The organism is Actinomadura harenae, assembly GCF_003696215.1.
Taxonomy (GTDB): domain Bacteria; phylum Actinomycetota; class Actinomycetes; order Streptosporangiales; family Streptosporangiaceae; genus Spirillospora; species Spirillospora harenae.
Genome location: NZ_RFFG01000028.1, coordinates 12,542 through 37,435, shown reverse-complemented (window position 1 = coordinate 37,435; position 24,894 = coordinate 12,542). Strand labels below are relative to the sequence as shown.

26 protein-coding genes are annotated in these 24,894 nt (G+C 71.1%); 13 read left to right on the top strand and 13 right to left on the bottom strand.

What is annotated here, in order from left to right:
• Positions 1–89: 89 nt before the first annotated feature.
• Entirely contained in the window at positions 90–518 is a 429-nt protein-coding gene (locus tag EBO15_RS17540) for an ATP-binding protein (RefSeq protein ID WP_147481534.1), read from the bottom strand.
• Positions 519–620: 102 nt separating this feature from the next.
• Here EBO15_RS17540 and EBO15_RS17535 point away from each other — a divergent pair, with 102 nt between their 5' ends.
• Both EBO15_RS17535 and EBO15_RS17530 read left to right on the top strand, forming a co-directional pair.
• Complete coding sequence (locus EBO15_RS17535; protein ID WP_122195473.1) at positions 621–1,442, top strand: helix-turn-helix domain-containing protein; 822 nt, start codon at positions 621–623, stop codon at positions 1,440–1,442.
• Entirely contained in the window at positions 1,376–1,633 is a 258-nt protein-coding gene (locus EBO15_RS17530) for a DUF397 domain-containing protein (RefSeq protein ID WP_122195472.1), read from the top strand. Before EBO15_RS17535 ends, EBO15_RS17530 begins: the two co-directional genes overlap by 67 nt.
• Before the next feature lie 21 nt (positions 1,634–1,654).
• On the opposite strand, the gene EBO15_RS17525 is transcribed toward EBO15_RS17530, so the two are convergent.
• Positions 1,655–2,077 (bottom strand): MarR family winged helix-turn-helix transcriptional regulator, encoded by a 423-nt coding sequence (locus EBO15_RS17525; protein WP_122195471.1) that lies wholly within the window; start codon positions 2,075–2,077, stop codon positions 1,655–1,657.
• 82 nt (positions 2,078–2,159) lie between these two features.
• Between EBO15_RS17525 and EBO15_RS17520 the strand changes: the two genes are divergently transcribed.
• Positions 2,160–2,810 carry an NADPH-dependent F420 reductase gene (locus EBO15_RS17520; protein ID WP_199744611.1) on the top strand — a complete coding sequence of 217 codons (651 nt, stop codon included), beginning with the start codon at positions 2,160–2,162 and terminating at the stop codon, positions 2,808–2,810.
• Between the two features lie 43 nt (positions 2,811–2,853).
• Complete coding sequence (locus EBO15_RS17515; protein ID WP_122195469.1) at positions 2,854–3,279, top strand: nuclear transport factor 2 family protein; 426 nt, start codon at positions 2,854–2,856, stop codon at positions 3,277–3,279.
• Between the two features lie 60 nt (positions 3,280–3,339).
• Here EBO15_RS17515 and EBO15_RS17510 read toward each other — a convergent pair whose 3' ends face one another.
• Both EBO15_RS17510 and EBO15_RS17505 read right to left on the bottom strand, forming a co-directional pair.
• Complete coding sequence (locus EBO15_RS17510; protein WP_122195468.1) at positions 3,340–3,750, bottom strand: VOC family protein; 411 nt, start codon at positions 3,748–3,750, stop codon at positions 3,340–3,342.
• 48 nt (positions 3,751–3,798) lie between these two features.
• Complete coding sequence (locus EBO15_RS17505) at positions 3,799–4,350, bottom strand: CGNR zinc finger domain-containing protein (protein ID WP_122195467.1); 552 nt, start codon at positions 4,348–4,350, stop codon at positions 3,799–3,801.
• An 84-nt stretch (positions 4,351–4,434) separates the two neighbouring features.
• Here EBO15_RS17505 and EBO15_RS17500 point away from each other — a divergent pair, with 84 nt between their 5' ends.
• Complete coding sequence (locus tag EBO15_RS17500; RefSeq protein WP_122195466.1) at positions 4,435–5,310, top strand: alpha/beta fold hydrolase; 876 nt, start codon at positions 4,435–4,437, stop codon at positions 5,308–5,310.
• 16 nt (positions 5,311–5,326) lie between these two features.
• Here the strand turns inward: EBO15_RS17500 and EBO15_RS17495 are convergent, their stop codons facing one another.
• The 3 genes from EBO15_RS17495 to EBO15_RS17485 all read right to left on the bottom strand — a co-directional run bounded on the left by EBO15_RS17495 (position 5,327) and on the right by EBO15_RS17485 (position 8,486).
• Positions 5,327–6,220 carry an SDR family oxidoreductase gene (locus EBO15_RS17495; protein WP_122195465.1) on the bottom strand — a complete coding sequence of 298 codons (894 nt, stop codon included), beginning with the start codon at positions 6,218–6,220 and terminating at the stop codon, positions 5,327–5,329.
• A 130-nt stretch (positions 6,221–6,350) separates the two neighbouring features.
• Entirely contained in the window at positions 6,351–7,784 is a 1,434-nt protein-coding gene (locus EBO15_RS17490; RefSeq protein WP_122195464.1) for a carboxylesterase/lipase family protein, read from the bottom strand.
• Positions 7,785–7,847: 63 nt separating this feature from the next.
• A complete protein-coding gene (locus tag EBO15_RS17485) occupies positions 7,848–8,486 on the bottom strand; it encodes an MBL fold metallo-hydrolase (RefSeq protein ID WP_122195463.1) in 639 nt (212 codons plus the stop codon).
• A gap of 85 nt (positions 8,487–8,571) precedes the next feature.
• Here EBO15_RS17485 and EBO15_RS17480 point away from each other — a divergent pair, with 85 nt between their 5' ends.
• The 3 genes from EBO15_RS17480 (at position 8,572) to EBO15_RS17470 (ending at position 11,722) form a co-directional block, all read left to right on the top strand.
• The gene (locus EBO15_RS17480) at positions 8,572–9,636 is read left to right on the top strand and encodes a PLP-dependent cysteine synthase family protein (protein ID WP_122195516.1); all 1,065 of its coding nucleotides are present in this window, start codon (positions 8,572–8,574) and stop codon (positions 9,634–9,636) included.
• Between the two features lie 61 nt (positions 9,637–9,697).
• Complete coding sequence (locus EBO15_RS17475) at positions 9,698–10,951, top strand: MFS transporter (protein WP_122195462.1); 1,254 nt, start codon at positions 9,698–9,700, stop codon at positions 10,949–10,951.
• Positions 10,952–10,963: 12 nt separating this feature from the next.
• A complete protein-coding gene (locus tag EBO15_RS17470) occupies positions 10,964–11,722 on the top strand; it encodes a phosphotransferase (protein WP_122195461.1) in 759 nt (252 codons plus the stop codon).
• A gap of 127 nt (positions 11,723–11,849) precedes the next feature.
• Here the strand turns inward: EBO15_RS17470 and EBO15_RS17465 are convergent, their stop codons facing one another.
• Entirely contained in the window at positions 11,850–12,902 is a 1,053-nt protein-coding gene (locus EBO15_RS17465; RefSeq protein WP_147481533.1) for a hypothetical protein, read from the bottom strand.
• A gap of 1,235 nt (positions 12,903–14,137) precedes the next feature.
• Complete coding sequence (locus EBO15_RS17455; protein WP_122195458.1) at positions 14,138–15,340, bottom strand: MFS transporter; 1,203 nt, start codon at positions 15,338–15,340, stop codon at positions 14,138–14,140.
• A 98-nt stretch (positions 15,341–15,438) separates the two neighbouring features.
• Between EBO15_RS17455 and EBO15_RS17450 the strand changes: the two genes are divergently transcribed.
• Complete coding sequence (locus tag EBO15_RS17450) at positions 15,439–16,044, top strand: TetR/AcrR family transcriptional regulator (RefSeq protein ID WP_122195457.1); 606 nt, start codon at positions 15,439–15,441, stop codon at positions 16,042–16,044.
• A gap of 233 nt (positions 16,045–16,277) precedes the next feature.
• Here the strand turns inward: EBO15_RS17450 and EBO15_RS17445 are convergent, their stop codons facing one another.
• Positions 16,278–17,387 carry a glycosyltransferase family 2 protein gene (locus tag EBO15_RS17445; RefSeq protein WP_122195456.1) on the bottom strand — a complete coding sequence of 370 codons (1,110 nt, stop codon included), beginning with the start codon at positions 17,385–17,387 and terminating at the stop codon, positions 16,278–16,280.
• Between the two features lie 315 nt (positions 17,388–17,702).
• Between EBO15_RS17445 and EBO15_RS17440 the strand changes: the two genes are divergently transcribed.
• Positions 17,703–18,320, top strand: coding sequence for a TetR/AcrR family transcriptional regulator (locus EBO15_RS17440; protein ID WP_233616259.1), 618 nt, complete (start codon positions 17,703–17,705; stop codon positions 18,318–18,320).
• Between the two features lie 94 nt (positions 18,321–18,414).
• Here the strand turns inward: EBO15_RS17440 and EBO15_RS17435 are convergent, their stop codons facing one another.
• A complete protein-coding gene (locus EBO15_RS17435) occupies positions 18,415–19,143 on the bottom strand; it encodes a TetR/AcrR family transcriptional regulator (protein ID WP_122195454.1) in 729 nt (242 codons plus the stop codon).
• 114 nt (positions 19,144–19,257) lie between these two features.
• On the opposite strand from EBO15_RS17435, the gene EBO15_RS17430 reads away from it, so the two are divergent.
• Both EBO15_RS17430 and EBO15_RS17425 read left to right on the top strand, forming a co-directional pair.
• The gene (locus tag EBO15_RS17430; RefSeq protein ID WP_122195453.1) at positions 19,258–20,202 is read left to right on the top strand and encodes an ATP-binding cassette domain-containing protein; all 945 of its coding nucleotides are present in this window, start codon (positions 19,258–19,260) and stop codon (positions 20,200–20,202) included.
• Positions 20,199–21,017, top strand: a complete 819-nt coding sequence (locus EBO15_RS17425; protein WP_122195452.1) for an ABC transporter permease — start codon at positions 20,199–20,201, stop codon at positions 21,015–21,017. Before EBO15_RS17430 ends, EBO15_RS17425 begins: the two co-directional genes overlap by 4 nt.
• Positions 21,018–21,049: 32 nt before the next feature.
• Here the strand turns inward: EBO15_RS17425 and EBO15_RS17420 are convergent, their stop codons facing one another.
• A complete protein-coding gene (locus tag EBO15_RS17420; RefSeq protein WP_122195451.1) occupies positions 21,050–22,378 on the bottom strand; it encodes an AfsR/SARP family transcriptional regulator in 1,329 nt (442 codons plus the stop codon).
• 171 nt (positions 22,379–22,549) lie between these two features.
• Between EBO15_RS17420 and EBO15_RS17415 the strand changes: the two genes are divergently transcribed.
• Entirely contained in the window at positions 22,550–23,050 is a 501-nt protein-coding gene (locus EBO15_RS17415; protein ID WP_122195450.1) for a S26 family signal peptidase, read from the top strand.
• On the opposite strand, the gene EBO15_RS17410 is transcribed toward EBO15_RS17415, so the two are convergent.
• The gene (locus tag EBO15_RS17410) at positions 22,936–24,867 is read right to left on the bottom strand and encodes an ABC transporter ATP-binding protein (protein WP_122195515.1); all 1,932 of its coding nucleotides are present in this window, start codon (positions 24,865–24,867) and stop codon (positions 22,936–22,938) included. The two genes, EBO15_RS17415 and EBO15_RS17410, sit on opposite strands and share 115 nt — an antisense overlap.
• Positions 24,868–24,894: the final 27 nt, after the last annotated feature.

Below are 24,894 nucleotides of genomic sequence, written 5' to 3'. Positions count from 1 at the left end.
GGTCCAGATTGTCCACGGGCATGGAGCCGCTGATCTCCTGGAGCACGTCCGCGCCGATCGGCTGCGGGCCTTGATGGCTGCGGTCGGGGTCATGGGACGAGGCGGGCCCAGATCCATTTGCCGCCGGACGGGTCCGGGGTGCAGCCGCAGGCGGTCGACAGGGCCTCGACGATCGGGAGACCCCAGCCGCCGTTCACGTCGAAGGACTCTTCGGAAATGTCGAGATCGTCCAGGGTCATTTCGATGATCGGCTTGGCGACCGGACGGGCCGGGCTGGAGTCCCAGACGGCGATGACGATTCCGTGGGCGTCCCGGCTGAGCTGGAAGCGGATTTTCTGACGGGGCGTCGCCTCGGCCGCGTTCGCCACCAATTCGGCGACGATAAGCGCGGCGTCGTCATGAATGTGGAAACAGTCCCATTTGTGAAGCCGCTGGGCCGTCATCGTCCGCGCGAGTCCCGCCGACGCAGGTGAGCCCAGCATGGACATGATCAGGTCGTCCGTCACCACCGTCACCATCGTGCTCTCCTCGGACCGGATGTCTGAATTCACGCCCCAAGGTTCACGCGATCGTTCTACCGTTGCCCTGTTGACCAGGATTCTGGAAACAGGAGGACTGTCATGCCGATCGTGCGCGACGAACTCAATCCCAAGATCTCGATGTGGCATTTCCTTGCGCACACTCAACGCTTCTGGCGGGAGAAGGAGGAGCTCTCGCTGACGCAGTGCGGCAAGATCATGGGGCTGGCCCGCTCGACTGTTTCCAATATGGAGGCGGGCAGGCGTCGTCCTCAGGATGACCAGATGAGGCTCCTGGACGAGCACTACGGGACCGGTGTGCTCTTCCGGATGTTGCTCTGGTTCGCCCGCATGGCCCACGATCCGGACTGGGGCAAGCAGATCGCCAAGTACGAGGAGCAGGCCACCATGATCTGGATGTGGCATGGCCAGGTGATTCCGATTGCCCTCCAGACCGACGACTACTCGTGGGCCTACGTGCGGGCGGGCAGCCCGAAGGACTATGAGGCGTCGATGCAGCGTCGGGTTGCGCGCAAGCGGAGGTTCCTTGATCGTGTCGAAAAGGACGAGCTGGAGATCTGGGCGCTTGTGGACGAGGCCGTCCTCGCGCGTCAGGTCGGTAGCCGAGAGGTGATGAAGGCACAGATGGAGCACTTGCTCAGCCTGGCCGACATCCCTGGCGTAATCCTCCGAGTGGTTCCGTTCTCGGCGGGTGCTCACTTGGGGGTCGACGGGTCGGTTCAGATCATCAGGCTGGACGGTAGAGATATCGCCTACGCCGGTGCCCAGAATGGCGGTCGCATGATCGAGAGCCCTGGCGAGGTTCGCGATCTGTCGGTTAAGGTCGATCGCGTCGGATGTATGGCAGCATCCGTAGATGGTTCGAAAGAGATCATCGGCCAGTATTTGGAGCGGTACTCGTGACTGTTGTATGGCGGAAGAGTTCGTACAGCGGCGGCGCGGACGACGAACAGTGCATTGAACTGGGGAGGCTCGCGTCGTCCATCGGACTCAGGGACTCCAAGAGTCCGGCGTCGGGCCATCTCAGCCTGAGCGAAGTCGAGTTCGGCGGTCTCGTGGAGAGCATCAAGAGGGCGCAGGGACTGTCCGGCTGAGTCGCCGAGTGGCCGGGGCGGTCAGCGGGCGGCTTTGAGGAGGAGTTTGTAGAGGCCCTTCTGCTCCTCGTAGGTGAGGCCGGACAGGGGGGAGTCCTGGGTCAGGGCTTCCATCAGGCGTTCGCGGAGGGCGGTGCCCTGTTCGGTCAGGGCCAGGCGCTTGGCTCGGCGGTCGTGAGGGTGGGGCCGGCGCTCGATGACGCCTTGCTTCTCCAGGCGGTCGGCGATGTAGGTGACGTTCGACTGCTCGCAGCCCATGCGGAGCGCGAGTTCTCGCATCGTCATCGGCCCGGTCAGCTCGCGTAGCGCGACCGCCTGGGGGCCGGTCAGGTCCAGGCCGACCACGCGCTGCCGGACGTGGCTGTCGATGCGGCGCGCCAGCTCCCCGACCAGTCCGCAGATCTCCCGTTCGGCCGCCAGGTCGCGCTCGCCGCTGCTGTCCATGCGCCCATCGTAGCAACTACCTCAAGCTGCAATATTTGCAGTTCGGATACTTCAAGCTTTAAGGTCTTGCCCCATGCAGACCTTGAGCACCCCGCGACACCTGGGCATCCTCGGAGCCGGACCGATCGGCCGCGTGATCGGACGCTTCTGGATCGAAGCCGGGCACCGGGTGACGTTCGGCGTCCGGACGCCGGAGAAGCTTCGTGAGTTCGTCGACGAACTCGGACCTCGCGCGGCGGTCACGTCGCTGGAGCAGGCCGCCGCCGGTGCCGACATCGTCCTGAACGCGTTGAACCATGGGGCGGTCGACTCGGTCCTCACGGCCGTCGCCCCGCAGTTGGCCGGGAAGATCGTCATCGACGCGAGCAACCCCATGGGCGTCTCCGAGGAGGGCCGGATCATCTCGACGCTCGCCCTTACCGAGGGCACGCATGTCGCCCGGCTCCTGCCGGAGTCGACGGTCGTCCGGGCCTTCACTCACGTGATGGACGAGTCGCTCGCGTACCGGGGCTCCGCCCAGCCGGGGTTCTGGGCCGTGGCGGTCGCCGGGGACGACCCGGACGCCAACGACATCGTGCACTCCCTGGTCCGAGCCACCGGGTTCGTGCCCGTCCACATCGGCACACTGGCCGAATCGGGTCCGCTGGACCCCGGCGGCGTCCTGTTCCCGCACATGTTCACTCCGGCCGACCTGGCCGCCCAGGTCGCCGCGGCGAAAGGCCCCGTCGGCTGACGCGTGGCGTCCGACCCGAACGTCCGATTCAGGAGGCAGGTCAGTGTCCGAGGCCGACAACAAGGCGATTCTGCAAGGGGTCTTCGCCGAGACCGCGAAGGGGAACGGGCGGCCCTTCCTGGACGCCCTGGCCGACGACGTCCGCTGGACGATCGTCGGGCGGACCGCCTGGTCACGCACCTACGAGGGCAAACGCGTCGTGCTGGACGAGCTGCTCCGTCCGCTCTCGGAGCAGCTCGGCGGCCGGAACGTCGTCAGTGCCGGGCGCTTCGTGGCCGAGGGCGACGTGGTCGTGGTCGAGGGCCGCAACCACAGCACCACGAGCTCAGGGCATGCCTACCCGAACCGCTACTGCTGGATCTTCGTGATGCGGGACGGCAAGGTCGCCGAGATCACCGAGTACACCGACACCCAGCTGATCGCCGAGGTGCTCGCCGCACCTCCGGCCTCGCGTCACGACCCCAGGTGATCCGCAAGCGGGCCGCCGACCTCGGCGACGATCCGCGACGCGGCCTCGGCCGCCCGGCGACTAGCCGCGCTTGGGCCAGACGGGACCCTGGTCGGTCCAGGTGACACCCTTGTTGTGGCAGAGGCAGAAGGGGTGGCCGACGGGGTCGGTGTAGACACGCCAGCCGTAGCCGTCTTCGCCGATGAAATCCTGCCGCAGGGTCGCGCCGAGGGCCACGACGCGGCTCTGCTCGGCCTCGATGTCGTCGACCTCGAAGTCGAGGTGGAACTGCTTGGGGTGCTCACTGTCGGGCCACTGCGGGGCGCGGTAGTCCTCCACCTGGTTGAAGGCCAGCTCGATCTCGCCGAACTGGACGCCGGCCCAGTCCTCGTGGCTGCCTTCCTTGACCGGGCGACCCGTCACCTCGGAGTAGAAGGCCGCCAGCTTCATGGTGTCCGGACAGTCGATGATGAAATCAGTGAGCCGCAGCATCCCGCGATCTTTCCACAAGATCGGACAAGGCGGACAGCGAGGCGGGTCCTAGTCGGCCTTGTGGCGCTGGTAGTGGCGGGCCACGCGGACGCGGTTGCCGCAGCGGGCGGGGGAGCACCAGCGGCGGCGCGGGTGGGCGGGGAGGAACAGCATCACGCAGTCGTGCGCCTCGCACGGGCGGATCCTGGTGACCGCCGGGTCCGACAGGAGCTCCGCCGCCGCCTCGGCCAGGTGGGCGGCGAGCCGGGTTCCGGACGGTCCGCTTCGACGGCGTCCGGCGGTGAGCGCCGAGCCGTCCCATGCCAGCTCGTTGATCGCGGGCGCCGCGAGCTGCGCGTCGTTGAGCGCCGTCAGGTCCGCGTCGTCCGGCCGTTCGCCGTGCCGGACGCGTTCGAGTGCCCGAGCCGTGTGCTCGCGGACGGCCAGGACGGCGGCCAGGGAAGTCGCGTCGGCGGACGGCGCGTCCGGTAGGCGTCCGGCCTGAAGGTCGCACCATCTCCGCAGGTCGTCGGGGGTGGTGAGCAGGTCGCCCACGGCCGTGCGGGTGTTGACCAGGTCCAGGGCCAGGGGTTCCCCGGTCAGCGGGACGACGTCACTCATGGAACTAATGCTATAGCCGCGCCTTGACCCGTTAGCCCATGCTCGTTATAACTAACGCATCTTCGGCGACGAAAGGCGTTAGTGATGGCGTTCCCCCCGATCACCCGCTCAGCCCACCGGTTCCTGGACGTCGACGGCGTGCGCGTCTTCTACCGGGAGTCGCTGCCCGAACGGGACGACGCGCCCGTCCTGCTCCTGCTGCACGGGTTCCCGTCCGGCTCGCACCAGTTCCGGCGGCTGATCGACGCCCTGGGGGCGCGCTACCGGGTCATCGCGCCCGACTACCCGGGTTTCGGACACACCCGGGCACCGGACGGCTTCACCTACTCCTTCGACCGGCTCGCCGACGTCACCGAGGCGTTCGCCGACCGGCTCGGCCTGCGCCGGTTCGTCATGTACGTGTTCGACTTCGGGGCCCCGGTCGGTTTCCGGCTCGCCGAACGCCACCCCGAGTGGATCGCCGGTCTCGTCGTCCAGAACGGCAACGCCTACGAGGCCGGGCTCTCCGACGGCGCCCGCGACTTCATCGCACTGCGCCCCGACCAGCCGGACGCCGAGGCGACCGTCCGGTCCCTGCTCACCCCCGACGGCACCCGGAGCCAGTACGAGACCGGCGTCGCCGACCCGAGCGCGATCGACCCCGACTCGTGGACGCTCGACCAGCACTTCCTCGACCTCCCCGGACGCCGGGAGGCCCAGGTCGCGCTCGCCTTCGACTACCACTCCAACGTCGAGCGCTACCCCGCGTGGCAGGCGTGGTTGCGCAAGCACACCCCGCAGGCCCTCATCACCTGGGGCGCGAACGACCCGTTCTTCCCCGCCCCCGGAGCCCGCGCCTACCTCGCCGACCTCCCGGACGCCGAGCTCCACCTCTTCGACACGGGACACTTCGCCCTCGAAACGCACCTGCCCGAGATCGCCCCGCTCATCGCCGACTTCCTCGACCGCACCTGGCGCTGAGCGCGCGGCGGACCGGCTACGGGGTGGCCTCGTCGAAGTAGTGGCCCCGGTTCAGGTCGTCGATGAGGCCCGGACGGGACGGCCGCCACTCCATCAGCTGGCGGGTCAGCATGCTCGAGGCGGGCTGGTCGACCGACAGGAGCGGGCCGAGGAACCCGAAGTCCTCGGCCGGGACGGCCGCCGTCGGCACGTCCAGATGGCGGCCGATCGCCTCGGCGATGTCCTGGACCGGCACGCCCTCGTCGCCGACCGCGTGGAGCACCGAGCCCGCCGGCGCGTCCTCGAGGGCCAGGCGGAACAGGAGCGCCGCGTCCTCGACGTGCACCGCCGGCCAGCGGCTGGACCCGTCGCCGACCGTGCCGGAGACGCCCCTCTCGCGGGCGATGTCGATCATGCGGGCGACGAAGCCGTGCAGGTCGTCCTCGCCGTGCACCGACCGGGGCAGCCGCACGACCGACGACCGGACGCCGCGGCCCGCGGCCTCGAGGGCCAACCGGGCGTTCGCGTCCCGGGCCGCGGGCGGGGTGCCCGGCAGGGACTCGTCGTACTCGGTCGCGGCGCGGCCCGGCACGATCGGCGTCCCGGACGTGACGACGAGCGGCTTCTCGGTGCCGGCGAGCTCGTCGCACAGTGCCCCGATCACCCGCGCGTCGGCGCGCGCCGACTGCTCGAACCGGCTGAAGTCGTGGTCGAAGGCCAGGTGGACGACCCCGTCGGCGTCGGACACCGCCGAGCGCAGCGTGTCCAGGTCGTTGATGTCGCCGCGCAGCGCCTCCGCCCCCGCTCCGGCGATGGCGCCGGCGGAGCAGTCCGATCTCGCGAGGCCGACGACCTGGTGACCGGCGTCGATGAGCTCCGGCACCAGGGCCGACCCGATCCATCCGGACGCGCCCGTGACGAACACCCGCATTGGCTACCTCCCTCTCCGAGGTCCGCTTCCCGCCTGGAGATACCCGGACGTGCTCGGAGGAAGGTCAAGTAACGGCGATCTGCCCGTCATGTTCGCGAACCACCGCAGGCGCACCGCGACCCGACAAGGCCTAGATCGCGGGAAGCGGCCCGAAGCGGTGCTCGGCCCAGATCCGGCGCGACGCCTCCTCCGGATACCGGACCTCCGAGAGCTGGTCGTCGAAGACCCGGGTCAGCCGCCGGTCCTGGTCGAACGGGAGCCAGCCCGGATCGCCGCCGCGGGCGAAGTCGCCCCAGGCCCGGCGCATCTCCACGCCCAGCTCCCGCGCCTCGGCGGACGGGTCGCCCCCGTACAGCTCGGCCCCCACGCCCTCGTCGAACACGTCGAACACGAGCGGAAGGTCGGAGCTGTGCGGCGCGCCGAGCCGCCCGCCGTACGCCGGGACCGTGAACGTCAGCTCGTACAGGAACGTCGTGCCCTCGTGCAGTTCGGCGAGCCGGTAGGTCCCCATGCGGAACAGGGCGTCGCCGACGACCAGGTCGTACAACTCCTCGCAGGACGCGTCGGGATAGGCCGTCCGGTAGGCGTCGGGGCTGCCCGGCGCGAGCGCCTTCAGCGCGTGGTCGGCCTCGACGGTGGAGACGCGGCCGAGCAGGCCCCCGCGGGCGACGAACAGGCGGTACTCGTCGGCGGTGTGGCCGATCATCATCGGGACGTCGTCGAGCAGGCCGTCGCCGAACGCCGTCCACGGGTCGGTGAGCAGCACCTCGCCGTCCACGACCGGGGCCGGGCCGTTCCGCGCCAGCCCCTCCGCGACCGCCGTGACCAGGACGTCCACGGGGACGCGCGCGAGGTCGGCGGCGGTCGGGCGCGTCCCGGCGCGGGTCGCGACGTCCGACGCGACCTGCCGGGCGCGTTCGGGGGACTGGTAGGCGTTCGGCAGGCTGCTCAGGATCACCCGCCGGAACAGTCCGCGCATCCACGGCATCGTGACCAGCGCCGCGACGCATCCCGCGCCCGCCGACTGCCCGTACAGGGTCACGTTCCCGGGGTCGCCGCCGAACGCGGCGACGTTGTCGCGCACCCAGCGCAGCGCCGCCGCCTGGTCGAGCAGCCCGCGGTTCGCGGGGGCGCCGTCCACCAGGGCGAACCCGTCCATGCCGAGGCGGTGGTTCATCGAGACGATCACGAGGTTCTCGTCCCGCGCGAGGGCCGTCCCGTCGAAGGACGGGTCGGCGGACGACCCCGTCACGTACCCGCCGCCGTGGAAGTACACGATCACCGGCAGGCCGGACGCGTCGGGGTCGGGCGTCCAGACGTTGATCCGCAGGTAGTCGTCGGGGTCCGCGCCCTCCGGGACGGGCGGGGCGGGGGCCTGCGGCGGCGACGGCCCGAACGCCGTCGCGTCGAAGACCCCCTCCCAGCCCACGTCCGTGTCGGGCGGGGCGAACCGCGCCTCACCGGTGAGCGGTCGCCCGTACGGGATGCCGAGGAACCCCGCCGCCCCGCCACGCCAGGCCCCGAGGATCCGCCCGGCCTGGAGGTCCCTTTCCGCACTGCTCATGAGAGGAGCGTTCCCCAAGGTCAGGCCGTGGGGAGCCCGCAACTGTCCCAAGCTTCCCCAGAGTCACAGTTCTACGACCTCCCCGAGAGCGGGACGCCGGATCTCCCGGCCCGCCCGGTCGGCCTCCATCGCCAGCACGTCGTCGAGCACCTGCAGCCCGATGTCGTTCACCAGCCCGTCGTGGACCGCGAACGCCCGCTCCGCGCCGACCGCCCGCACGTACTCCGACATCATCGGGACGGTCAGCCACGGCGCCTGCCCGGCGAACAGCAGCGTCGGAACGTCCACCACGGTCAGCGCGTCGCCGGGATGGAACACCTCGTCGTCCAGGAGGAACCCGACGTTGTCGCAGGGCGGGAAGTCGACGTGGCTGTGATGGTGCTTCTCGCCGACGACGCGGACCCGGAACCCGGCCGCCTCGAACGTGTCGCCGTCCTGGACGACATGGACGCGGTCGCGGTCGAGTTCGCCGAGGTCGTCCGCCTGGTCCAGCATCCGTGCGACGCCGGGACAGGTGTAGATCGCGGGGACGCTCCGCAGGTTGTCGAGGTGGTAGTGGTCGAAGTGCTCGTGCGTGATGAGCACCGCCTCCACGCCCTCGGTCGCCTCGGTCTCGGGCGTCAGCACCCCGGGGTCGATCACCAGCGCCCGGCCGCTCTTCTCCAGGCGGACGCACGCGTGCCCGTACTTGATCATCTTCATGGTCGCCAAACTACTTTCCGGCGGCCCGGCCGAGCAGTCGCTCTCGCACTCGAACGCGCGCTCACCGGCGGGTACCGTCGTCCGGATGATCGACTACCTCCGTCTCCTGGACGCCGACGCCGCCGACCACAAGGCGGTCACCGGCGTCCTCCGCCGGTTCCCGCTGCCGCCCGAGTGGGGCGTTGACCTGTACCTGCTGGACGAGTCCACCCACCCGACCGGAAGCCTGAAGCACCGCCTCGCGCGCGCCCTGTTCCGGGACGCCCTGCGCCGTGGCGCGCTCGCCCCGGGCGCGACGGTCGTCGAGGCGACCGGCGGGAACGCGGCCGTCGCGCAGGCGTACGTCGCCCGCCTGCTGGGACACCCCTTCGCCGCGGTCATGCCGCGCCGCTCCGCCCCCGAGAAGATCGCGCGGATCGAGGACCTCGGCGGGACGGTCCATCTCGTCCACCCGCCGCTCGCCATCTACGACGAGGCCGAACGGCTCGCGGAACAGCGCGGCGGCCACTACATGAACTACCTGGCGGCTTCCGCCGACGCCATCGCGGCGAGCGCGGGCGGCGAGGACGACATCGGACATGTCCTGTTCGAACGCCTCCCGGTCGTCCCCGACTGGATCGTGGTCGGAGCGGGCAGCGGCGGCACCGCCACCGCGATCGGACGCCGCATCGCCGACATCTCCGGGGAGACGCGGCCCCGCCTCGCGGTCGTGGACCCGGAGAACTCGGCGTACTTCCCCGGCTGGGCCTACGGCGCCGACGACTACACGACCGGGATGCCGTCCCGGATCGAGGGCATCGGGCGTCCGCGCGTCGAGCCGGGCTTCGACGCGTCCGTGGTGGACGTCGTGATGCCCGTCCCGGACGCCGCGAGCCTCGCCGCCATGCGCTTCCTGTGCGGGACGACCGGCCTGCGCGCCGGGGCGTCCACCGGCACGAACCTCTGGGGCGCGCTACAGCTCGTGGCGCAGTTCGTCCGGGACGGCAGGCGGGGCGCCATCGCCACGCTGATCTGCGACGACGGCGACCTGTACCCCACCACGTACTGGAGCGACGCGTGGCTCGACGAGAAGGGCATCGCGATCGAGCCGTGGACGAAGGCGTTGGAGGGCTTCCAGCGGACCGGGGTGCTCGAGCCGCCGTCGCCGTGAAACCGGCAGGTGGCGGCGGCGAGCCTTGACGGGCTCCGCGCGACCGGGTGATCTTGGTGGAATGCGGGGAAAAGAGTCACTCTGGCGAAACCGGAACTTCGTCCTGCTCTGGACGGGGCAGACCTTCTCCGAGGTCGGCACCCGGATGACCTCGGTGGCGTTCCCGCTGCTGGTCCTGGCGCTCACCGGCTCCCCGGCCAAGGCCGGGATCTCCGGCTTCGCCGGAACCCTCCCGTACGTCCTGTTCTACCTGCCCGCCGGTGCCCTCGTGGACCGCTGGGACCGCCGCCGCGTCATGCTCTTCTGCGAGATCGGCCAGTTCGCCGCGCTCGGAAGCCTGGCCGTCGCGTTCGCCCTGCACGCGGTCACGTTCCCGCACGTCCTCGCCACCGGATTCGTCTCCGGCTCCTGCTTCGTGTTCTTCAGCGTCTCGCAACGCGCCCTGCTCCCGGCGCTCGTGCCGTCCGAACGCCTCACCGAGGCCCTCGCCCGTCAGGAGGCCAAGAGCCGCAGCGCCGCCCTCACCGGATCCCCGCTCGGCGGACTGCTCTTCGGCCTCGGCCACGCCCTTCCCTTCGTCGCCGACGCCGCGTCCTACCTGGTCTCGCTCGCCACCGTCGTCGGCATCCGCACCGAACGCCGCCCCGCGCCGGAGCCGGACGCGTCCGGACGCTCATGGGCGGGCGGCCTGTACGACGAGATCCGCACCGGCCTGCGCTGGCTGTGGAACGAGCCGTTCGTCCGGATGAGCGTCGCGCTGACGTCCGCCGTCAACCTGATGTTCCAGGCCCTCATCCTCACGCTGATCGTCCTGTCCAGGGACCTCGGCGCGGGCAGCGCCGGGACGGGCCTGATCCTCGGCTGCTTCGGCGTCGGCGGACTCGCCGGCGCCCTCGCCGCCCCGCGCGTCCAGGACCTGATGTCCTCCCGGGCCGTCGCCATCGGGACCGCCTGGGTGTGGGCCGCGACCGCGCCGCTCCTCGCCCTCGCGACCAGCCCGTACGAGGTGGCCGCGATCATCGCCTGCATGGCCGCCGTCAGCCCGATCTGGAACGTCGTGGTCGTCGGCTACCAGTACAGGGTCGTCCCCGACCACCTCCTCGGCCGCGTGAAGAGCGTCGCCCTGCTCGTCGGCTGGGGATCCATGCCGATCGGACAGCTCCTCGGCGGCTCCCTCCTGTCGGTGACCGACCCGCGCGAGGCCGTCCTCCTGCTGTCGCTGCTCACCCTCGCCATCGCCCTGACCACGACGTTCAACCGCTCCATGCGCATGCGCGGCTCCAAGCTCGGCCGCCCGGGCCTGCAACCCCAGTGATCTACTTGGATCATGAACGACTTCGACGGGGGCTGGGACAGCAGGGCGACGCTCGAGGACGGCTGGGTCGTGCGCGTCCCGCGCCGCCCGGACGTCCACCCGCGCCTGCTGGCCGAGATCCGGCTCATGCCCTGGCTCGCCCCACGCCTTCCCCTCGCGGTGCCCGTACCGGAACTCGCGTCCTCCGACCCCCTGATCGTCCGGCACCGCCTGGTGCCCGGCGTCCCGCTGGAGTCACCGGACGCCGGGCACGGCCACGCCCTGGGCCTGTTCCTCCGCGCCCTCCACGACACCGACGTCCATGACGCCACCGCCCACGGCCTGCGCGACACCCGCGACGAGTTCGCCGACGACCTCGCCCTCTTCCGTGACCGCGTCCTCCCGCTCCTGCCCGACTCCGCCCGCGCGGACGGCGCGTCACTGCTGGACGCCCTCGACACCGGCATCGCCGACATCGTCGTCCACGGCGACCTCGGCCCCGAACACGTCCTCGTGTCGGACGGCCGCCTCTCCGGCGTCATCGACTTCGGCGACGCGCAGGCCGGAGACCCCGCCCTCGACCTCTCCTGGACCCTCCACGGCACCCCGCCCGCTTTCGCCGAAGCCCTGGCCACCGCCTACGGCGTGACCCCCGACCTGCGCGCCCGCGGCCTCCTCTGGCACAAACTCGGCCCTTGGTACGAGGTCACCCGCGGCCTCACCACCAACGACCCGGCCATGCGCGACGCAGGCCTGTCCGCCGTCCTCACCCGCCTGGCCCTGACCCACTGAGACCGCTCCAGCCCCGCGCGTGGCTCTCCCCTCTGGGCCGCGTCGCCGTGCGCGAGGGGATCCCCGAAACGAACACCCCTCCCACCGAGCCCCCGGCCGCGAGCGAGCCGGGGAAGGGGCGTCCGGGTCACTTCTTGATGGTGATCCAGAATCCGCGGCTGGTGCCGGGCTGGTAGAGGGAGTCACCGGCCCAGGTGAGCCACATCCAGCCCGGACGCACCGCGTACCCGGACAGGCGGAAGCCGCCCTTGGCGTCGGTCGTGACGCTGTTGATCTTCTGCGGGGACGCGCCGCCGGCGTTCCAGCGGAACATCAGCTGAAGCCTGCGCTTGGCGAGACCGCCGTACGTGCCGTTGGGCAGGCGGCCGGTGAGCCGTCCCGACAACACCACCGGGCTCCCACGCTTGATCGTGGTGGGCTTGGCCGTGACGGTGTACCCCGACAACTGCCGAAGGTTGAAGGACGCCGCGGGCCCGTTGAGCCACCCGCTCCCCGGCGCGGTCGCATAGGCGGTGCGCACCTTCCACGCACCGGGAGCGGACGTGGTGGGCAGTTGCACGTTCGCCTGCCACATGCCGTAGTCCACGTTCCCCGAGACCAGGCTGAACCCGGCCGTGAACGTCTTACCGTTCGGACCGGTGACCGTCGTGTACGCGGCGGTGGAATGCGTCGGGGAGAAGAACCGCGCGGTGACGTCCCGTCCCGTCGTGGTCATCTTCACCGGACTGCCCGGCAGGAGGGTGAGCGGCGCATGGGCGACCTTGCCGACGCTGAAGGACGCCGCGCCGCCACGCCATGCCTTCTGCCCCTTGTTGCTCGTCGCCAGGAACCCGACGCTGTAGTTCCCCGCCGGAGTCTGCGGCGGCAGCGACAGCCAGTTCGACCAGTCGCCGTCGGCGTGGTGCTGCCCCTTCCACAGCTTCAGCGACAGGCTCCGCTTCCAGCCGCCCGGCCCGGTGACCCACGCCTCGACGCCCTTGGTCCACGGAGCCTTGGCGCTGGACTTCACATGCGTCTTGAGCAGCACGCTGACCGGCGAGAAGTCACTGGTCAGCGTCGTGTGCTGCGGTCCGTGCTTCGACCAGACGGGCCGCCACGCCACCGCCGACGCGGGGGACGCGAGCGCGACGGTGACCGCCGCGACGGCCAGCGGGACGAACACTGCTCGAGCTCTGGTCATCAAGGTCCAATCTGATGTCAGCACGGCCGGTACGCCACGAGGACGCCATGGTCGTACACCGGACACAACCGCGTCGTGGGCTTCGGCTTGGGCCGGGTGGTGTGCGGCGGACTCGCGTGATGCGAAGGCGGAGCGGCCCGATGCCCCCCACCCGGCTTCGGGCCGGACGTCGGGTGGGCCCCACCCGTCCCTGGAGCAGGCTGCCCGTCGGCCGAAGGACGCCCCGTTGGCGAGGGCGAAGCGGTCGTGGGCGTGACGGACGGCTCAGGCGACGAGACCACGGGCGGCGCCGCACTGGCGAGCGTGGCTCGCGGCGTCACCGGGCCGGGCCGGGCGGGCTTCTTGCCCGGGTCGGCGGCGGACCACGCGAGGACCCCCACGACACCGGCCGCCGCCACACCGGCGGCGACGACCATCGCCGTTCGACGCGTTCTCCGCGACTTGCGCGGCGCCTGCATCGCCGCCGTGGGAAACGACGGCAGATCCATCGTCCCGGCCTGCCGAGGTGGCGGAACCGGCGCACCGAGAAATCCTGGACCGGAGAGGAACGGCTCCTCACGCCGGAACGGATCGGCGGGAAGGGAGATCTCCGGCTCGAGCATGTGCGACACGCCAAAGGGCGGAGGCGCGCTCGGGTCGACCGCCCCGAAGTCGGGGTCCGCGGGGTCCGAGGGGATGAAGGCCATGGGATACCGCCGTCGAGATCGGGCGCCGGGCGAACCGCGCGCCGGCATCACAAGTGGGGTTCAGAAGCGGGATATGGAGTCCGAGTCCGTCCAGGTCAACGAGGTCCTGCCGAGCACCGATGACCGGCAGGCTATCGGCGACGGGCCGTCCGATGCGATCGTCCGGGCCCCCCGATTCCGCCCGAACACTGGCCAATGTCGGACGTCCCGGTGAGCCCTGAACTCAGCGCACCGGCAAGAAGGATGCCAGCTCAGCCCCGACCACAGCACCAACCCGCGAAAAGACCACCCAGGTGTGTCGCCCACCCCACCGAGAATGCCCTCGCAAAAGCACCCCCATACCCACCAATGCGCCTCCCAACAGCGCTCAACGCAAAGGCACCCGAACCCCGCCGACCGACCGAGCCGCTCCTTTCGGCCCACTCGAACGCATCACACCCACCCTGCGCGAGCCCGGAACAGACGAGTGGGGACGCCCAGGCACCCCCACGGGGAGGCCCCGATCTGCGTGGACGGGCGCGCGGCCTGAGTGGTGATGTGAGCGGCGGGTTATCGCAGGCTTTCGTTGGTGCGTGCGGTCCAGATCGCCAGGGCGGCCACCAACGCGCATGCGCCGCCGAGCCACAGGACGGCGCCGAGGCTGAGTGAGTCCACGATGACGCCGCCGACCAGTGCGCCGAGGCCGATCGACAGGTTGAACACCGCGACCCACAGGGAGGAGGCCGCTTCCACGGCCTCCGGCGCGACTCTGATCATCACCGTTTGGAGACCGACCGACACGCCGCCGAAGGCCAGGCCCCAGGCGATCAGCAGGAGGGCCCCGGCGAACGGTCCGCGACCGAGGAGCAGGAAGAGCGGCATGGCCACGGCCAGGGACACGGTGATGGTCAGGACGGTTCGGAACGGGTTGCGGGCCAGGGCGGCACCGGCGACGAAGTTGCCGACCATACCCGCAAGGCCGAAGCCGAACAGCAGCGGGCCGACGAGTCCCTCGTCGATGCCGGAGAGCTTCTGCAGTGCCGGGCTCACGAAGGTGTAGGCCGAGAAGTGGCCGGTCACGATGAGGAACGTCGCGAGGATCCCGACGCGCACGCCCGGGTTGCGGAACTGCTCGGCCAGCAACCGCGGCCGGACGGGCTGGGAGGCGGCCAGGGACGGCAGAACGGCCAGCAGCGCGAACAGCGTGACGAGCGCGAGGGCGCTGAGCGTCGCGAAGGCGATGCGCCAACCGGAGAACTCGCCGAGCAATGTGCCGAGCGGGACGCCGAACACGTTCGCGGCCCCGACTCCGCCGAAGATGACCGCCGTGGCCCGTGGCACGTTCGCGGGTGCCACGAGCCGGACGGCCAGGCCGCTGGCGACGGCCCAGAACCCTCCGACGGCGACCCCGACCAGAACCCGCGATGCCACGAGGACGGCGAAGCTCGGCGCCAGGGCCGAGGCCACGTTCGCGACCGTCATCAGCCCCATCAGGGCGAGAAGCAGCAGCCGCCGGTCCAGCGCGCCGACGAGTACCGGTACCAGTGGCGCGGCGACCGCGGCGACCAGGCTGGGCACCGTCACCATCAGCCCCGCCGTCCCCTCGGAGACCGAGAGCGCGGATCCCACGGCCGTCAGCAGGCCGATCGGAATTTGTTCCGCGGTGACCAGCAGGAACGTCCCCAAAGTCACGGCGGCGACCGCCGCCCAGCGGCTTTTCGACGGCTCCTGCTGGCCGGTCGCCCGATCCGCGGCCTGTTCTGTGCTCGGCACTGAACCCTCTCCTCACTTATTCGGGAGCGATCGCTCCCATATGACGGAGGACCCTAGTATGGGAGCGATCGCTCCACAAGCGGGATAGGCTGAGTCGCATGGCACGTCCCCGGCAGTTCGACGAGGACCACGCGGTGGTCAAGGCGACCGACCTGTTCTGGCGTCGCGGCTACAACGCCACCTCGGTGCGCGACCTCGGCGCGGAACTCAACCTCACTCCCAGCAGCCTGTACCGGACGTTCACCGACAAGCACACCCTCTTCCTCCGCGTGCTCGACCACTACCGCGCCACGGAGTCCGCCCAGGCCGAACGATGGCTGGAGAGCGACGGACGTCCGGTGCGCCACGTGCTGCGCGACTGGATGCTGTGGCTGGTCTCCTGCCCGCCCGACGCCGAACCCGGGCGCGGTTGCTTCGTGGTCAACACCGCGACCGAACTCGGCGTCACCGACGCTCAGGTCGCCGAACGGACCGAGGCCGCCTTCGAGGTCACCCGGCAGGCACTCCGATCCCTGCTCGTCGAGGGACGGAGCAAGGGCGAACTCTCCACGGACCTCGACATCGACGCCGCCGTGGAACTGTTGTTCACCACCGTGCTCGGCCTTCGCGTCCGAGAACGCGCCGACCACGACCACGCACGCTTGACCATGGCGATCGACGCCGCGATCCGCGTGCTGGGCCCCGCCCCCACCACGACGCCTTGACGGCAGCGCGATGCGTGCGGCTCACCGGTGTGCGCCTCCTGCGTGAGGCATACGCCGAGCCCCGCCCCTCCTCGTGCCGCCCCGCTGAACAACGAGGTGACGAGGCTCGCCAAGCCCCGACCGCGAGGCCCAGGCGTGCCGGCCGCGCGGCCTGGACGTTCCGGAGCCGAGGCCGCGCGGCCGATGCCAAGCCGCCATCCGTGCTCCTCGAGGTGGATTGCCTCGGGACGTGGTCAGCGGCCCTTGTGGTAGGTGGTCAGGGTCTTGGCCAGGCACAGGGGGACCAGGACGAGCTCGACGATCAGTGCCTTCCAGGCGTAGTAGGTGTTGACGACGCGGATCGGATAGAGACACGGGAGGCTGGCCAGGACCCGGCGCAGGGGGATGTCGCGTTTTCGGGCGGCGTAGAGCAGTGTCGCGACGAGCAGCGGTAACTCGCTGGCCAGCCACCACAGGGCGGCGAACGCGAGCGGGACGTGCCAGGCCGTGGTGAGCAGGACGGGCGTCAGCCACCACATCGGGGCGAGCAGGATCTCCAGGACGGCGAGCGTGACCCAGAGCGCCAGCATGGGTTTGTGGCGCACCATCGGACGCAGGTGCAGCCGGACGTTCTGGAAGAAGCCCGACATCCAGCGCCAGACCTGACGGCGCAGGTAGACGAGGGACTCGGGATCGGCGGCCCACGCCACGGCCTCGGGGACGTAGACGGCGCGGCGGCCCTCGATCTGCCAGGTCCAGGTGGCGTCCATGTCCTCGACGATGGTCCGCTCGGGGAAGCCGCCGGACGCGGCCAGGAGGTCCCGGCGGAACGTCGAGCAGCAGCCGGAGCAGACCATCGGGCTCGCGGCGCCCTGCTGGATCGGGCGCTGGAAGTGGAACCCGAAGAGGTACTCCACGGAGCGGCCGCGTTCCCAGAGCGTGCGGGTGAACCGGGTCTGGACGTTCCCGGCCGCGATCGCGACCCGGGGGTCGGCGAAGACCGGGCGGAGACGTTCGACGTAGTCGGGTGCGAGGACGGTGTCGGCGTCCACGGCCAGGACCAGGTCGCCCTCGCAGTGGGGGAGGGCGTGGTTCTGAGCGCGGGCCTTGCTGCCCAGCCGGCGTTCGGGGCGCAGGACGGTCGCGCCGTGCGCACGGGCGACCTCGCCGGTGCGGTCGGTGGACGCGTCGTCCACCACGATGATCTGGTCGGGCGGGACGGTCTGCCGGTGCAGTGACACGAGGGTGGCGGGAAGGCCCGCCTCCTCGTTGTGCGCCGGGACGATGACCGTGAGCGTCGGCTCGCCGGACGGGGACGCCGTCTTCTCGGCCGTCTTCTCGGCTGTGAGGACCGGGGCGTTCATCGGGCACCCCGCATCCGCGCGAAGGCGCGAGCACCCGCCGTCGCGATCCAGACCGTGCCGTAGATGAGGGTGCTGACGCCGATCCCAGGGAATCCGCCGTGCATGTGTCCGTTCCTTTCTCGTGTGCCGGTTCGGGCTTACGAACCATCCTGGGCGCCCGGCACATCCAAGGACAGGTGACGGCCCAACTGTGGATAACTCCGAAGAGCTGCAGGTCAGAGGCATGTGGCAGCCGCGGGGCGTCGCCCGTGATGGCGGAGTGAGTGCTCACTTCGCCGTTGACGGAGTGAGCACTCACTCCGTACTCTGGTCCGCATGGAGACCCCACCCACCCGGCGCCGGGCGCCGGGCATGAGCCCCGAACAGCGCAGGGAGATGATCGTCCGGACGGCGCTGCCGCTGGTCGCCGAGCACGGCACGGCCGTGACCACGGGACAGATCGCGCGCGCCGCGGGCATCGGCGAGGCGACGATCTTCCGCGTCTTCGCCGACAAGGACGAGCTGCTCGACGCCTGCATCGCCGAGGTCCTGCGCAACGACCACGTCCTGGCCGAGATCGGCGAGATCTCCCTCGACCGCCCGCTCGTCGAACGCCTCACCGAGGCGGTCGCCGCGATCGACGCCTACCTGGCCCGCATGGGACTGGTCCTCGGCGCGCTGTTCGCCACCGGACGCAAGGGAGGACGGGGTGCTCAGGGGGGCGCCGAGCAGGCCGAGCCCGGGCCCGATCGCGGCGCGGCCATGGAGGCCACGCGCGAGGCGCTGGCCGAACTCTTCGAACCCGAACGCGAGAGCCTGCGCCTTCCTCCGGAGCAGGTCGCCGCGATGTTCATGGGCTTCGTGTTCAGCCGCACCCGCCCGGTCGGCGACACCGTCATCCCGATCGAGGACGCCATCGACGTCTTCCTCAACGGCGCCGTGGCCATCGCCTGACGACCACAAGAGGCGGCCCGGTCGCGGCCTGATGGCCGCAGGGTGTCGTGGCCCACGGCACGACGTGCCGTAACGCCCGTCCGACGGCGGAGTGTCAGTCTTCGGCGGGTTGGGGGAGGGCGGTCTCTATGCAGTCGAGGACGCGGTCCAGGCCGTGCCGGAACTGGTCGTCGCGGCTCAGGCGCGGCTGGCGGGCGTCCATCGCGATCTTGGTGAAGATCGGGTAGCGGCCGCTCTCCAGGATCCGCTGCAGGTAGGGGTAGTTGCGCGCCTCCCACGCCTCCTCGCTGAGGCCGCTGCGCCGGATCTCCTCGGCCGCGGCGACCTCGTCGCGGGCCGCGCCCTCGACGTAGCCGTTCAGGATCGCCATCAGCGCGAGGTTCTCGTCGATGGGGACGAGCGCGTCCAGCACTCCCATGACCTGCTCGATCAGCCGCAGCTGGTGGGGGCCGTATCCGGGGAGCGAGCGGTTCACGGTGGCGATCCACGGGTGCCGCAGCCACATCGCCCGCATCTGGTCGGCGTAGAGCCGCAGGTCGGCGCGCCAGTCGCCGGTCGGGACGTCCTCGAGGCCGATCTCGCCCATCAGGTGGTCGGCCATCAGCTCGGTCAGGTCGTCCCGGCTGGGGACGTACCGGTACAGCGACATCGCGCCCGCGCCGATCTCGGCCGCGATCCGCCGCATGGTGGCGGCCTCCACGCCCTCGGCGTCGGCGATCCGGATGGCGGCCTCGGTGATCTGGGCGCGGCTGTAGGCGGGGCGCGGTCCCCGGGCCGGGCGCTCGGGCCGCATCCAGATGTTGGTGTACTCGGTGTCGGGCACCCTTCCCCCTCCACATGCGTACGAGGTACGCGATAATTCGCCGGAACCTCTTGCGTACGCGGTACGCGGTTACTAGCCTCGCTTTCTGCGTACATCATACCCAGTGGAGGGATCATGACCGATCCGATCGTCCTCGCCGAGGGGCTGCACAAGTCCTTCGGCGGCACCCGTGCACTGCGCGGCCTGGACCTCGGCGTCCCCGAAGGGACGGTCTGCGGCGTGCTCGGGCCGAACGGCGCGGGCAAGACGACCGCGGTACGGATCCTGGCGACCCTGTCCGACCCCGACGCCGGACGCGCCACCATCGCCGGATTCGACGTCGTCCGCGAGGCGGGACGGGTGCGTGAGCGGATCGGCCTCGCGGGCCAGTTCGCCGCCGTGGACGGGCAGCTCACCGGACGCGCCAACCTGCGCCTGTTCGGACGCCTCGGCCACCTGTCCCGCGGCGAGGCGCGCCGCCGGGCCGACGACCTGCTCGAACGCTTCGGACTGGCGGACGCCGCCGACCGCCGCGTCGCCGGCTACTCCGGCGGGATGCGCCGCCGCCTGGACCTGATCGCCTGCCTGATCCAGCGCCCCGAGGTCCTCTTCCTGGACGAGCCGACCACCGGCCTCGACCCCCGCGGCCGCCTGGAGATCTGGGACGCCGTCCGCGAGCTCGTCGCGGACGGTACCACCGTCCTGCTCACCACCCAGTACCTGGACGAGGCCGACCACCTGGCCGACGACATCGCCGTCGTCGACCAAGGACGGGTGATCGCCACCGGCACCCCGGACGAGCTCAAGGCCACCCTCGGCGACACCCTCGACGTCGTCGTCGAGGACCCCGGAGGTCTGCGTCCCGCCGCGTCCGTCCTGCACGCCCTCGCCGGGACCGATCCCACGATGACCGGCGCCGACCGGCTCACCGCGCCCCTCCCCGGCGGCGGCTTCCGGCTCGCCGACATCGTGCGCGAGCTCGACCGCGCCGGGGTCGCCGTCGCCGACGTCCGGCTGCGCCGTCCCAGCCTCGACGAGGTCTTCCTCCGCCTCACCGACTCCAAGGAGACCGTCCGATGACCACGGCGAGGCCCGCTCCGCAACGCCTGCGCTGGACGATCACGGACGGGCTGACCCTCGCCGGCCGGGAGATCGCGCGCCTCAAGGCCGAACCCGGGCAGATCGTCGCGGCACTCGCCTTCCCCGTCGTCATGGTCGTGCTGTTCGGCTACGTCTTCGGCAGCGCGATCCAGGTGCCGGGCGGTGGCGACTACCGCGAGTACCTGATGCCCGGACTGTTCGCCATGGTGAGCATCACCGCCGTCCAGGGCGTCATGACGCGGATGGCCGCCGACGCGTCCCAGGGCGTGATGGACCGGTTCCGCTCGATGCCGACCGCGCGGCTCGCCGTCCCGTTCGGGCAGACCGGGGCCGACGCTCTCGTCGGCCTGGGACTGCTGGCGGCCATGGTCGGGACCGGCCTGATCGTCGGATGGCAGCCGCATCGTGGCGCGGCCGCCACGGCCGAGGCGTTCCTGCTGATCGTCCTGCTGCGGTACGCGATGAGCTGGGTCGGCGTGTACCTGGGCCTGGTCGTGAAGGACGACCAGACGGCCGCCCAGCTCGTGCCGCTGTTCCTGCCCATCACGATGCTGTCCAACGCGTTCGTCCCCACGGACGGCATGCCGGCCTGGCTGCGGCTGGTCGCCGACTGGAACCCGTTGAGCGCGATCACCGCCGCCTCCCGCGACCTGTTCGGCAACCCGGGCGCGCGGTCCGCGCATCCGGCCTGGCCGATGGCCCACCCGGTGGCCGCGGTCCTGCTCTGGTCGGTGGCGGCGCTGGTCGTGTTCGTCCCGCTCGCGGCCCGCGCCCAGACCCGCCGAGGACGCTGAACAAGGGAAACGCCGGAGTGACCTCCACCGTGTCACCAGCGCAGGTAGGACGCGAAGGAGCCGAGGGCGAGATGCGTACGCGCCGTCACCGCCTCCAGCGGCGACCTGCTCGTGATGAGGACCGCGCAGTTCGGGGTCATCGGCAGGAGCGGTTCGATCTGCCACGCGCCCGCGGCGTTGTCGAGAATGATGAGGATGCGCCGGTCGGACAGGGCCTCCCGGTAGGCCTCGGCGAGTTCTTCCGGAGGCCCTTTGAACGGCTCCTCCCGCCCGGTGGGCGGTTCGGGCGGCGTGTCGGATCGGAACGCTCCATGTCGGCCCGAGCGCAGCGCCTGCAGCACTCCGGACATCGCCTCCCGAGGGTTCAGCGGGCGATCGCCCGAACCGTTGAGCTCCACGTGGACCTGGCCGTCGGGGAAGCAGGAGCGGAGGTGGTAGGCGACATGCAGGCTCACGACGGTCTTGCCCGCACCCGGCTCGCCAGAGATCACCGCGACCCGCGGCGTCCCCGAGTACGCCGACAGCGCCGAGATGACGGCTGCGGTGGCCGTGCTCCGGCACGCGACCTGTGGGGGAGAACCGTGAGGCGGGGGGATGTAACGGGGGAAGGCGGGGTCGCCGGTGAGGATGGCCAGGTGCAGCCGCCGTAGATCCGGCCCCGGTTCCAGACCCAGCTCCTCGGACATCAGCCGCTGCCCGGCCCGGAAACAGGCGAGCGCGTCCACCGTGCGGCCGGACCTCCACAGCGCGGTCATCAGATGGGCGCGCAGGATCTCCCGGAACGGGTGCGCGGCCACCAGGGTGGTGAGTTCGGAGGCCAGGTCGGCGTGCCGGCCCAGCTGCAGATCGATGCCGATGCGCTCCTCGACCGCGGTGAGCCGGCGTTCCTCGAGGGCCGGTCTCTCCGAGGCCGCCAGGTTGTCGGTGACGTCGAGCAGGGCCGAACCCCGCCAGAGCGCGAGGGCGTCGTGCAGATGCTCTCCGGCCAGATCGGCCCGGCCGTGCCGGAGCTCGTTGCGGGCGGCGGCCCAGCGCTGTTCGAACTCGTCCAGATCGAGCTGGTGCGGTTGGATCTGCAGGACGTAGCCCGGATCCCGCGTCGCGATCAGGCGGTTGGCCTCCGCCCGGCCGACGCAGTCGGCCAGGAGCTTGCGCAGCCCGCTGACCAGCCCGTGCACCTTCGTGGCGGCGGTGCGCGGCGGCCTGCCGGCCCAGATCGCCTCGATGATCTCGGTCAGCGCCACCGGACGGTTGGCGTGCAGGCCGAGCATGGCGAGGACGGTGCGCTGGTTCCTCCCCATGGGCCGGATCCGCGTTCGGGCGTGGCGCATCTCCACCGAGCCCAGGATGAGGAACTGCATCGTGTTCTCCCGATCCGCGAAGCCGACGGCCGCTTTCGCGCGCGGCCACAGGTCCGGGCGAACTTCCGGCCGCGCACCGGAGATCTCTGGACGGTCCTCATGGATGATGCATCAGGACCCTTCTCGTTTCGATACATGTTCGATTGCCGGTACTGGCCGATGGGGTGATGCATGAACACGTCGCTGGTGATCCTCGTGCCCGTCGCGTGCCTTGTCCTGGGCGTGGTCGCGAGTGCCGTCCTGGCGCGGCGCAGGTTGGTGGTGGTGACCGTCAGCGGGCCGAGCATGGAGCCGACCTTCACCACCGGGGACCGCGTCCTCGTGCTGCGCCGCCGAACCGTGCGTCGCGGTGACGTGGTCGTGCTGGCGCGTCCAAGATCCGTGGGCGGGCGGCGTGTGGGCGGGGAGCCCGACTGGTACGTGAAGCGGGTGGCCGCACTGCCCGGAGACGAGGTCCCCGAGGACGTGCGGCCGGTCGTTCCCGATCTGCTGGTCCCGGACGGGCAGGTCGTGGTGCTCGGCGACGGCGCGCGCAGCGCCGACTCGCGGATGTGGGGCTACTGCCCCCTCGACGGGGTGCTGGGCGTGGTGGTCCGCCGGTTCTCCCGGCCGCGCGGTGAGGCGTCGGTCCCGGGCCCGTCCGTCCGAAGGACACCCCCTCCGTCCGCGTGAAGGCCGCCGTCCCCGCCCACCGGAAGGACGCCGCCTCCGTCCGCCCGCGGAACGCCGCCTCCGTCCGCCCGCAGGGCGCCGTAGCTCTCCGCCTGAAGGTGGAAGAGCCGGGCGTACTCCCCGTCCGCCGCGATCAGCCCGTCGTGCTCGCCCTTCTCGATGACCCGGCCGCCCGACAGGACCACGATCTCGTCGGCGTCCCTGACCGCGCCGAGCCGGTGCGAGATGAGCAGGCTGGTCCGGCCCGCGCGGTGGGCGCGCAGGCGCTGGTGGATCCGGTGCTCGGCCTCCGCGTCGAGCCCCGAGCTGGGCTCGTCGAGGATGAGCAGGTCACGGCTGTCCCGCATGAGGGCACGGGCCACGGCGACGCGCTGCAACTGGCCACCGGACAGCGCGGTGCCGTCCACGCCGTCGGCCTCTCCGAAGTATCCGCGGCTGAGCGGCGTCGCGTACGCGTGGGGCAGCGCCGACAGCTCGCGGTCGATGTCGGCCCGGTCGGCGGCCGCCCTGATCAGATCGAGGTCGTGCAGCGCCGCGAGGTCTCCGATGCCGATGTTCTCGCGGGCGGTCAGGTCGTAGCAGACGTAGTCCTGGAACACCGCCCCGATCCGGGCCCGCAGCTCGTCGATCGGCATCTGGCGGAGGTCGATCCCGTCCCAGAGGATCCGGCCGCGGACCGGGTCGTACAACCGGCACAGCAGCTTGACCAGCGTGCTCTTGCCGCTGCCGTTGCGCCCCACGAGGGCGATCGCCCGGCCGAAGGGGATGGTCAGTGAGACGTCCTGAAGAACCCAGGGATGGCCGTCGGCGTACCGGAACCAGACGCCCTCCATCTCGATGGCGTGCCGCAGCGGGGGAGCCGGGCGGCTCGGGGCGGCACGCGGCAGGTCCGGTCCCGCGGTGGTGATCTCCTCGTAGTGCCGCAGGGTGAGCAACGCCTGGTAGCCGTCGGCGGTCCGCCCCACCAGCCCGGCGAGGGCGCCCTGGGTTCCGGTGAGCGCGGCGGAGAGGACGGCGATGTCGCCGACCGTGAGAGCGCCGTTCCTGATCTGGAAGACGGCCCAGACCAGGCCGCCTCCCGCCACCAGGGCCCCGAGCAGCGCCAGCCCGCCCTGGCCGAAGAGCACCCGGCGGTCCAGCGAGCGCTCCGCGCCGTTGATCTTCCGCGTCTGGTCCAGCAGCCGGTCCCGGAACCAGTTCCCCAGCCCGAACAGGCGGATCTCCTTGGCCGTCCGGGCGTCGGTCATCAGTCCCGCGTAGAGGTTCTGCCGGCGGTTGAGCGACGTCGTGTTCCACAGGAAGTCCGCCCGCCGGCGCGAGAGCCGCAGCTCGATCAGCAGGAGGGGGAGCGAGGACAGGAGCACCACGCCGGCCATCGGCAGGCTGATCACCGCCAGCGCCGTGACGAAGCCGATGAGGCTCAGGGCGCCCTGCGCGGCCATGAACAGCGCGGAGACCAGCTGGACCGGGGCGGCCTGCCCGTTCTGCTGGGCCATCCGGATCCGGTCCAGATCGCGGGGGTTCTCGAACCTGCCGAGTCCGGTGAAGCCGTTGACCGCGGAGAACAGCCGGTCCTGGATGATCATGCCGGTGCCGCGCCGGATCTGGGCGTCCAGATACCGGGTGAGCTGCGGCGCCATCGCCGTCGCCACGCTGAGCCCGGCCAGTCCGGTCGCCGGTCCCGCGGCGAAGGAGCCGTGGGCGAGCCGGTCGATGACCAGCTTGGTGAGCCAGGCCGAGGCCGGCGGGGTGAGCCCGCCGACCACGATGACGGCGACGTAGCCGATGGTGGCGAGCCGGCCGGCCCGCCAGATCATCGCCAGCACCATGCGAAGGCGCCGGGC

What these genes read in the sequence shown, in the direction of transcription:
- EBO15_RS17540 (WP_147481534.1), bottom strand. Translation starts at nt 518, where the DNA reads ATGGTGACGGTGGTGACGGACGACCTGATCATGTCCATGCTGGGCTCA.
- EBO15_RS17535 (WP_122195473.1), top strand. Translation starts at nt 621, where the DNA reads ATGCCGATCGTGCGCGACGAACTCAATCCCAAGATCTCGATGTGGCAT.
- EBO15_RS17530 (WP_122195472.1), top strand. Translation starts at nt 1,376, where the DNA reads ATGTATGGCAGCATCCGTAGATGGTTCGAAAGAGATCATCGGCCAGTA.
- EBO15_RS17525 (WP_122195471.1), bottom strand. Translation starts at nt 2,077, where the DNA reads ATGGACAGCAGCGGCGAGCGCGACCTGGCGGCCGAACGGGAGATCTGC.
- EBO15_RS17510 (WP_122195468.1), bottom strand. Translation starts at nt 3,750, where the DNA reads ATGCTGCGGCTCACTGATTTCATCATCGACTGTCCGGACACCATGAAG.
- EBO15_RS17505 (WP_122195467.1), bottom strand. Translation starts at nt 4,350, where the DNA reads ATGAGTGACGTCGTCCCGCTGACCGGGGAACCCCTGGCCCTGGACCTG.
- EBO15_RS17500 (WP_122195466.1), top strand. Translation starts at nt 4,435, where the DNA reads ATGGCGTTCCCCCCGATCACCCGCTCAGCCCACCGGTTCCTGGACGTC.
- EBO15_RS17495 (WP_122195465.1), bottom strand. Translation starts at nt 6,220, where the DNA reads ATGCGGGTGTTCGTCACGGGCGCGTCCGGATGGATCGGGTCGGCCCTG.
- EBO15_RS17490 (WP_122195464.1), bottom strand. Translation starts at nt 7,784, where the DNA reads ATGAGCAGTGCGGAAAGGGACCTCCAGGCCGGGCGGATCCTCGGGGCC.
- EBO15_RS17485 (WP_122195463.1), bottom strand. Translation starts at nt 8,486, where the DNA reads ATGAAGATGATCAAGTACGGGCACGCGTGCGTCCGCCTGGAGAAGAGC.
- EBO15_RS17480 (WP_122195516.1), top strand. Translation starts at nt 8,572, where the DNA reads ATGATCGACTACCTCCGTCTCCTGGACGCCGACGCCGCCGACCACAAG.
- EBO15_RS17475 (WP_122195462.1), top strand. Translation starts at nt 9,698, where the DNA reads ATGCGGGGAAAAGAGTCACTCTGGCGAAACCGGAACTTCGTCCTGCTC.
- EBO15_RS17470 (WP_122195461.1), top strand. Translation starts at nt 10,964, where the DNA reads ATGAACGACTTCGACGGGGGCTGGGACAGCAGGGCGACGCTCGAGGAC.
- EBO15_RS17465 (WP_147481533.1), bottom strand. Translation starts at nt 12,902, where the DNA reads ATGACCAGAGCTCGAGCAGTGTTCGTCCCGCTGGCCGTCGCGGCGGTC.
- EBO15_RS17450 (WP_122195457.1), top strand. Translation starts at nt 15,439, where the DNA reads ATGGCACGTCCCCGGCAGTTCGACGAGGACCACGCGGTGGTCAAGGCG.
- EBO15_RS17445 (WP_122195456.1), bottom strand. Translation starts at nt 17,387, where the DNA reads ATGAACGCCCCGGTCCTCACAGCCGAGAAGACGGCCGAGAAGACGGCG.
- EBO15_RS17440 (WP_233616259.1), top strand. Translation starts at nt 17,703, where the DNA reads ATGGAGACCCCACCCACCCGGCGCCGGGCGCCGGGCATGAGCCCCGAA.
- EBO15_RS17430 (WP_122195453.1), top strand. Translation starts at nt 19,258, where the DNA reads ATGACCGATCCGATCGTCCTCGCCGAGGGGCTGCACAAGTCCTTCGGC.
- EBO15_RS17425 (WP_122195452.1), top strand. Translation starts at nt 20,199, where the DNA reads ATGACCACGGCGAGGCCCGCTCCGCAACGCCTGCGCTGGACGATCACG.
- EBO15_RS17420 (WP_122195451.1), bottom strand. Translation starts at nt 22,378, where the DNA reads ATGCAGTTCCTCATCCTGGGCTCGGTGGAGATGCGCCACGCCCGAACG.
- EBO15_RS17415 (WP_122195450.1), top strand. Translation starts at nt 22,550, where the DNA reads ATGAACACGTCGCTGGTGATCCTCGTGCCCGTCGCGTGCCTTGTCCTG.
- EBO15_RS17410 (WP_122195515.1), bottom strand. Translation starts at nt 24,867, where the DNA reads ATGATCTGGCGGGCCGGCCGGCTCGCCACCATCGGCTACGTCGCCGTC.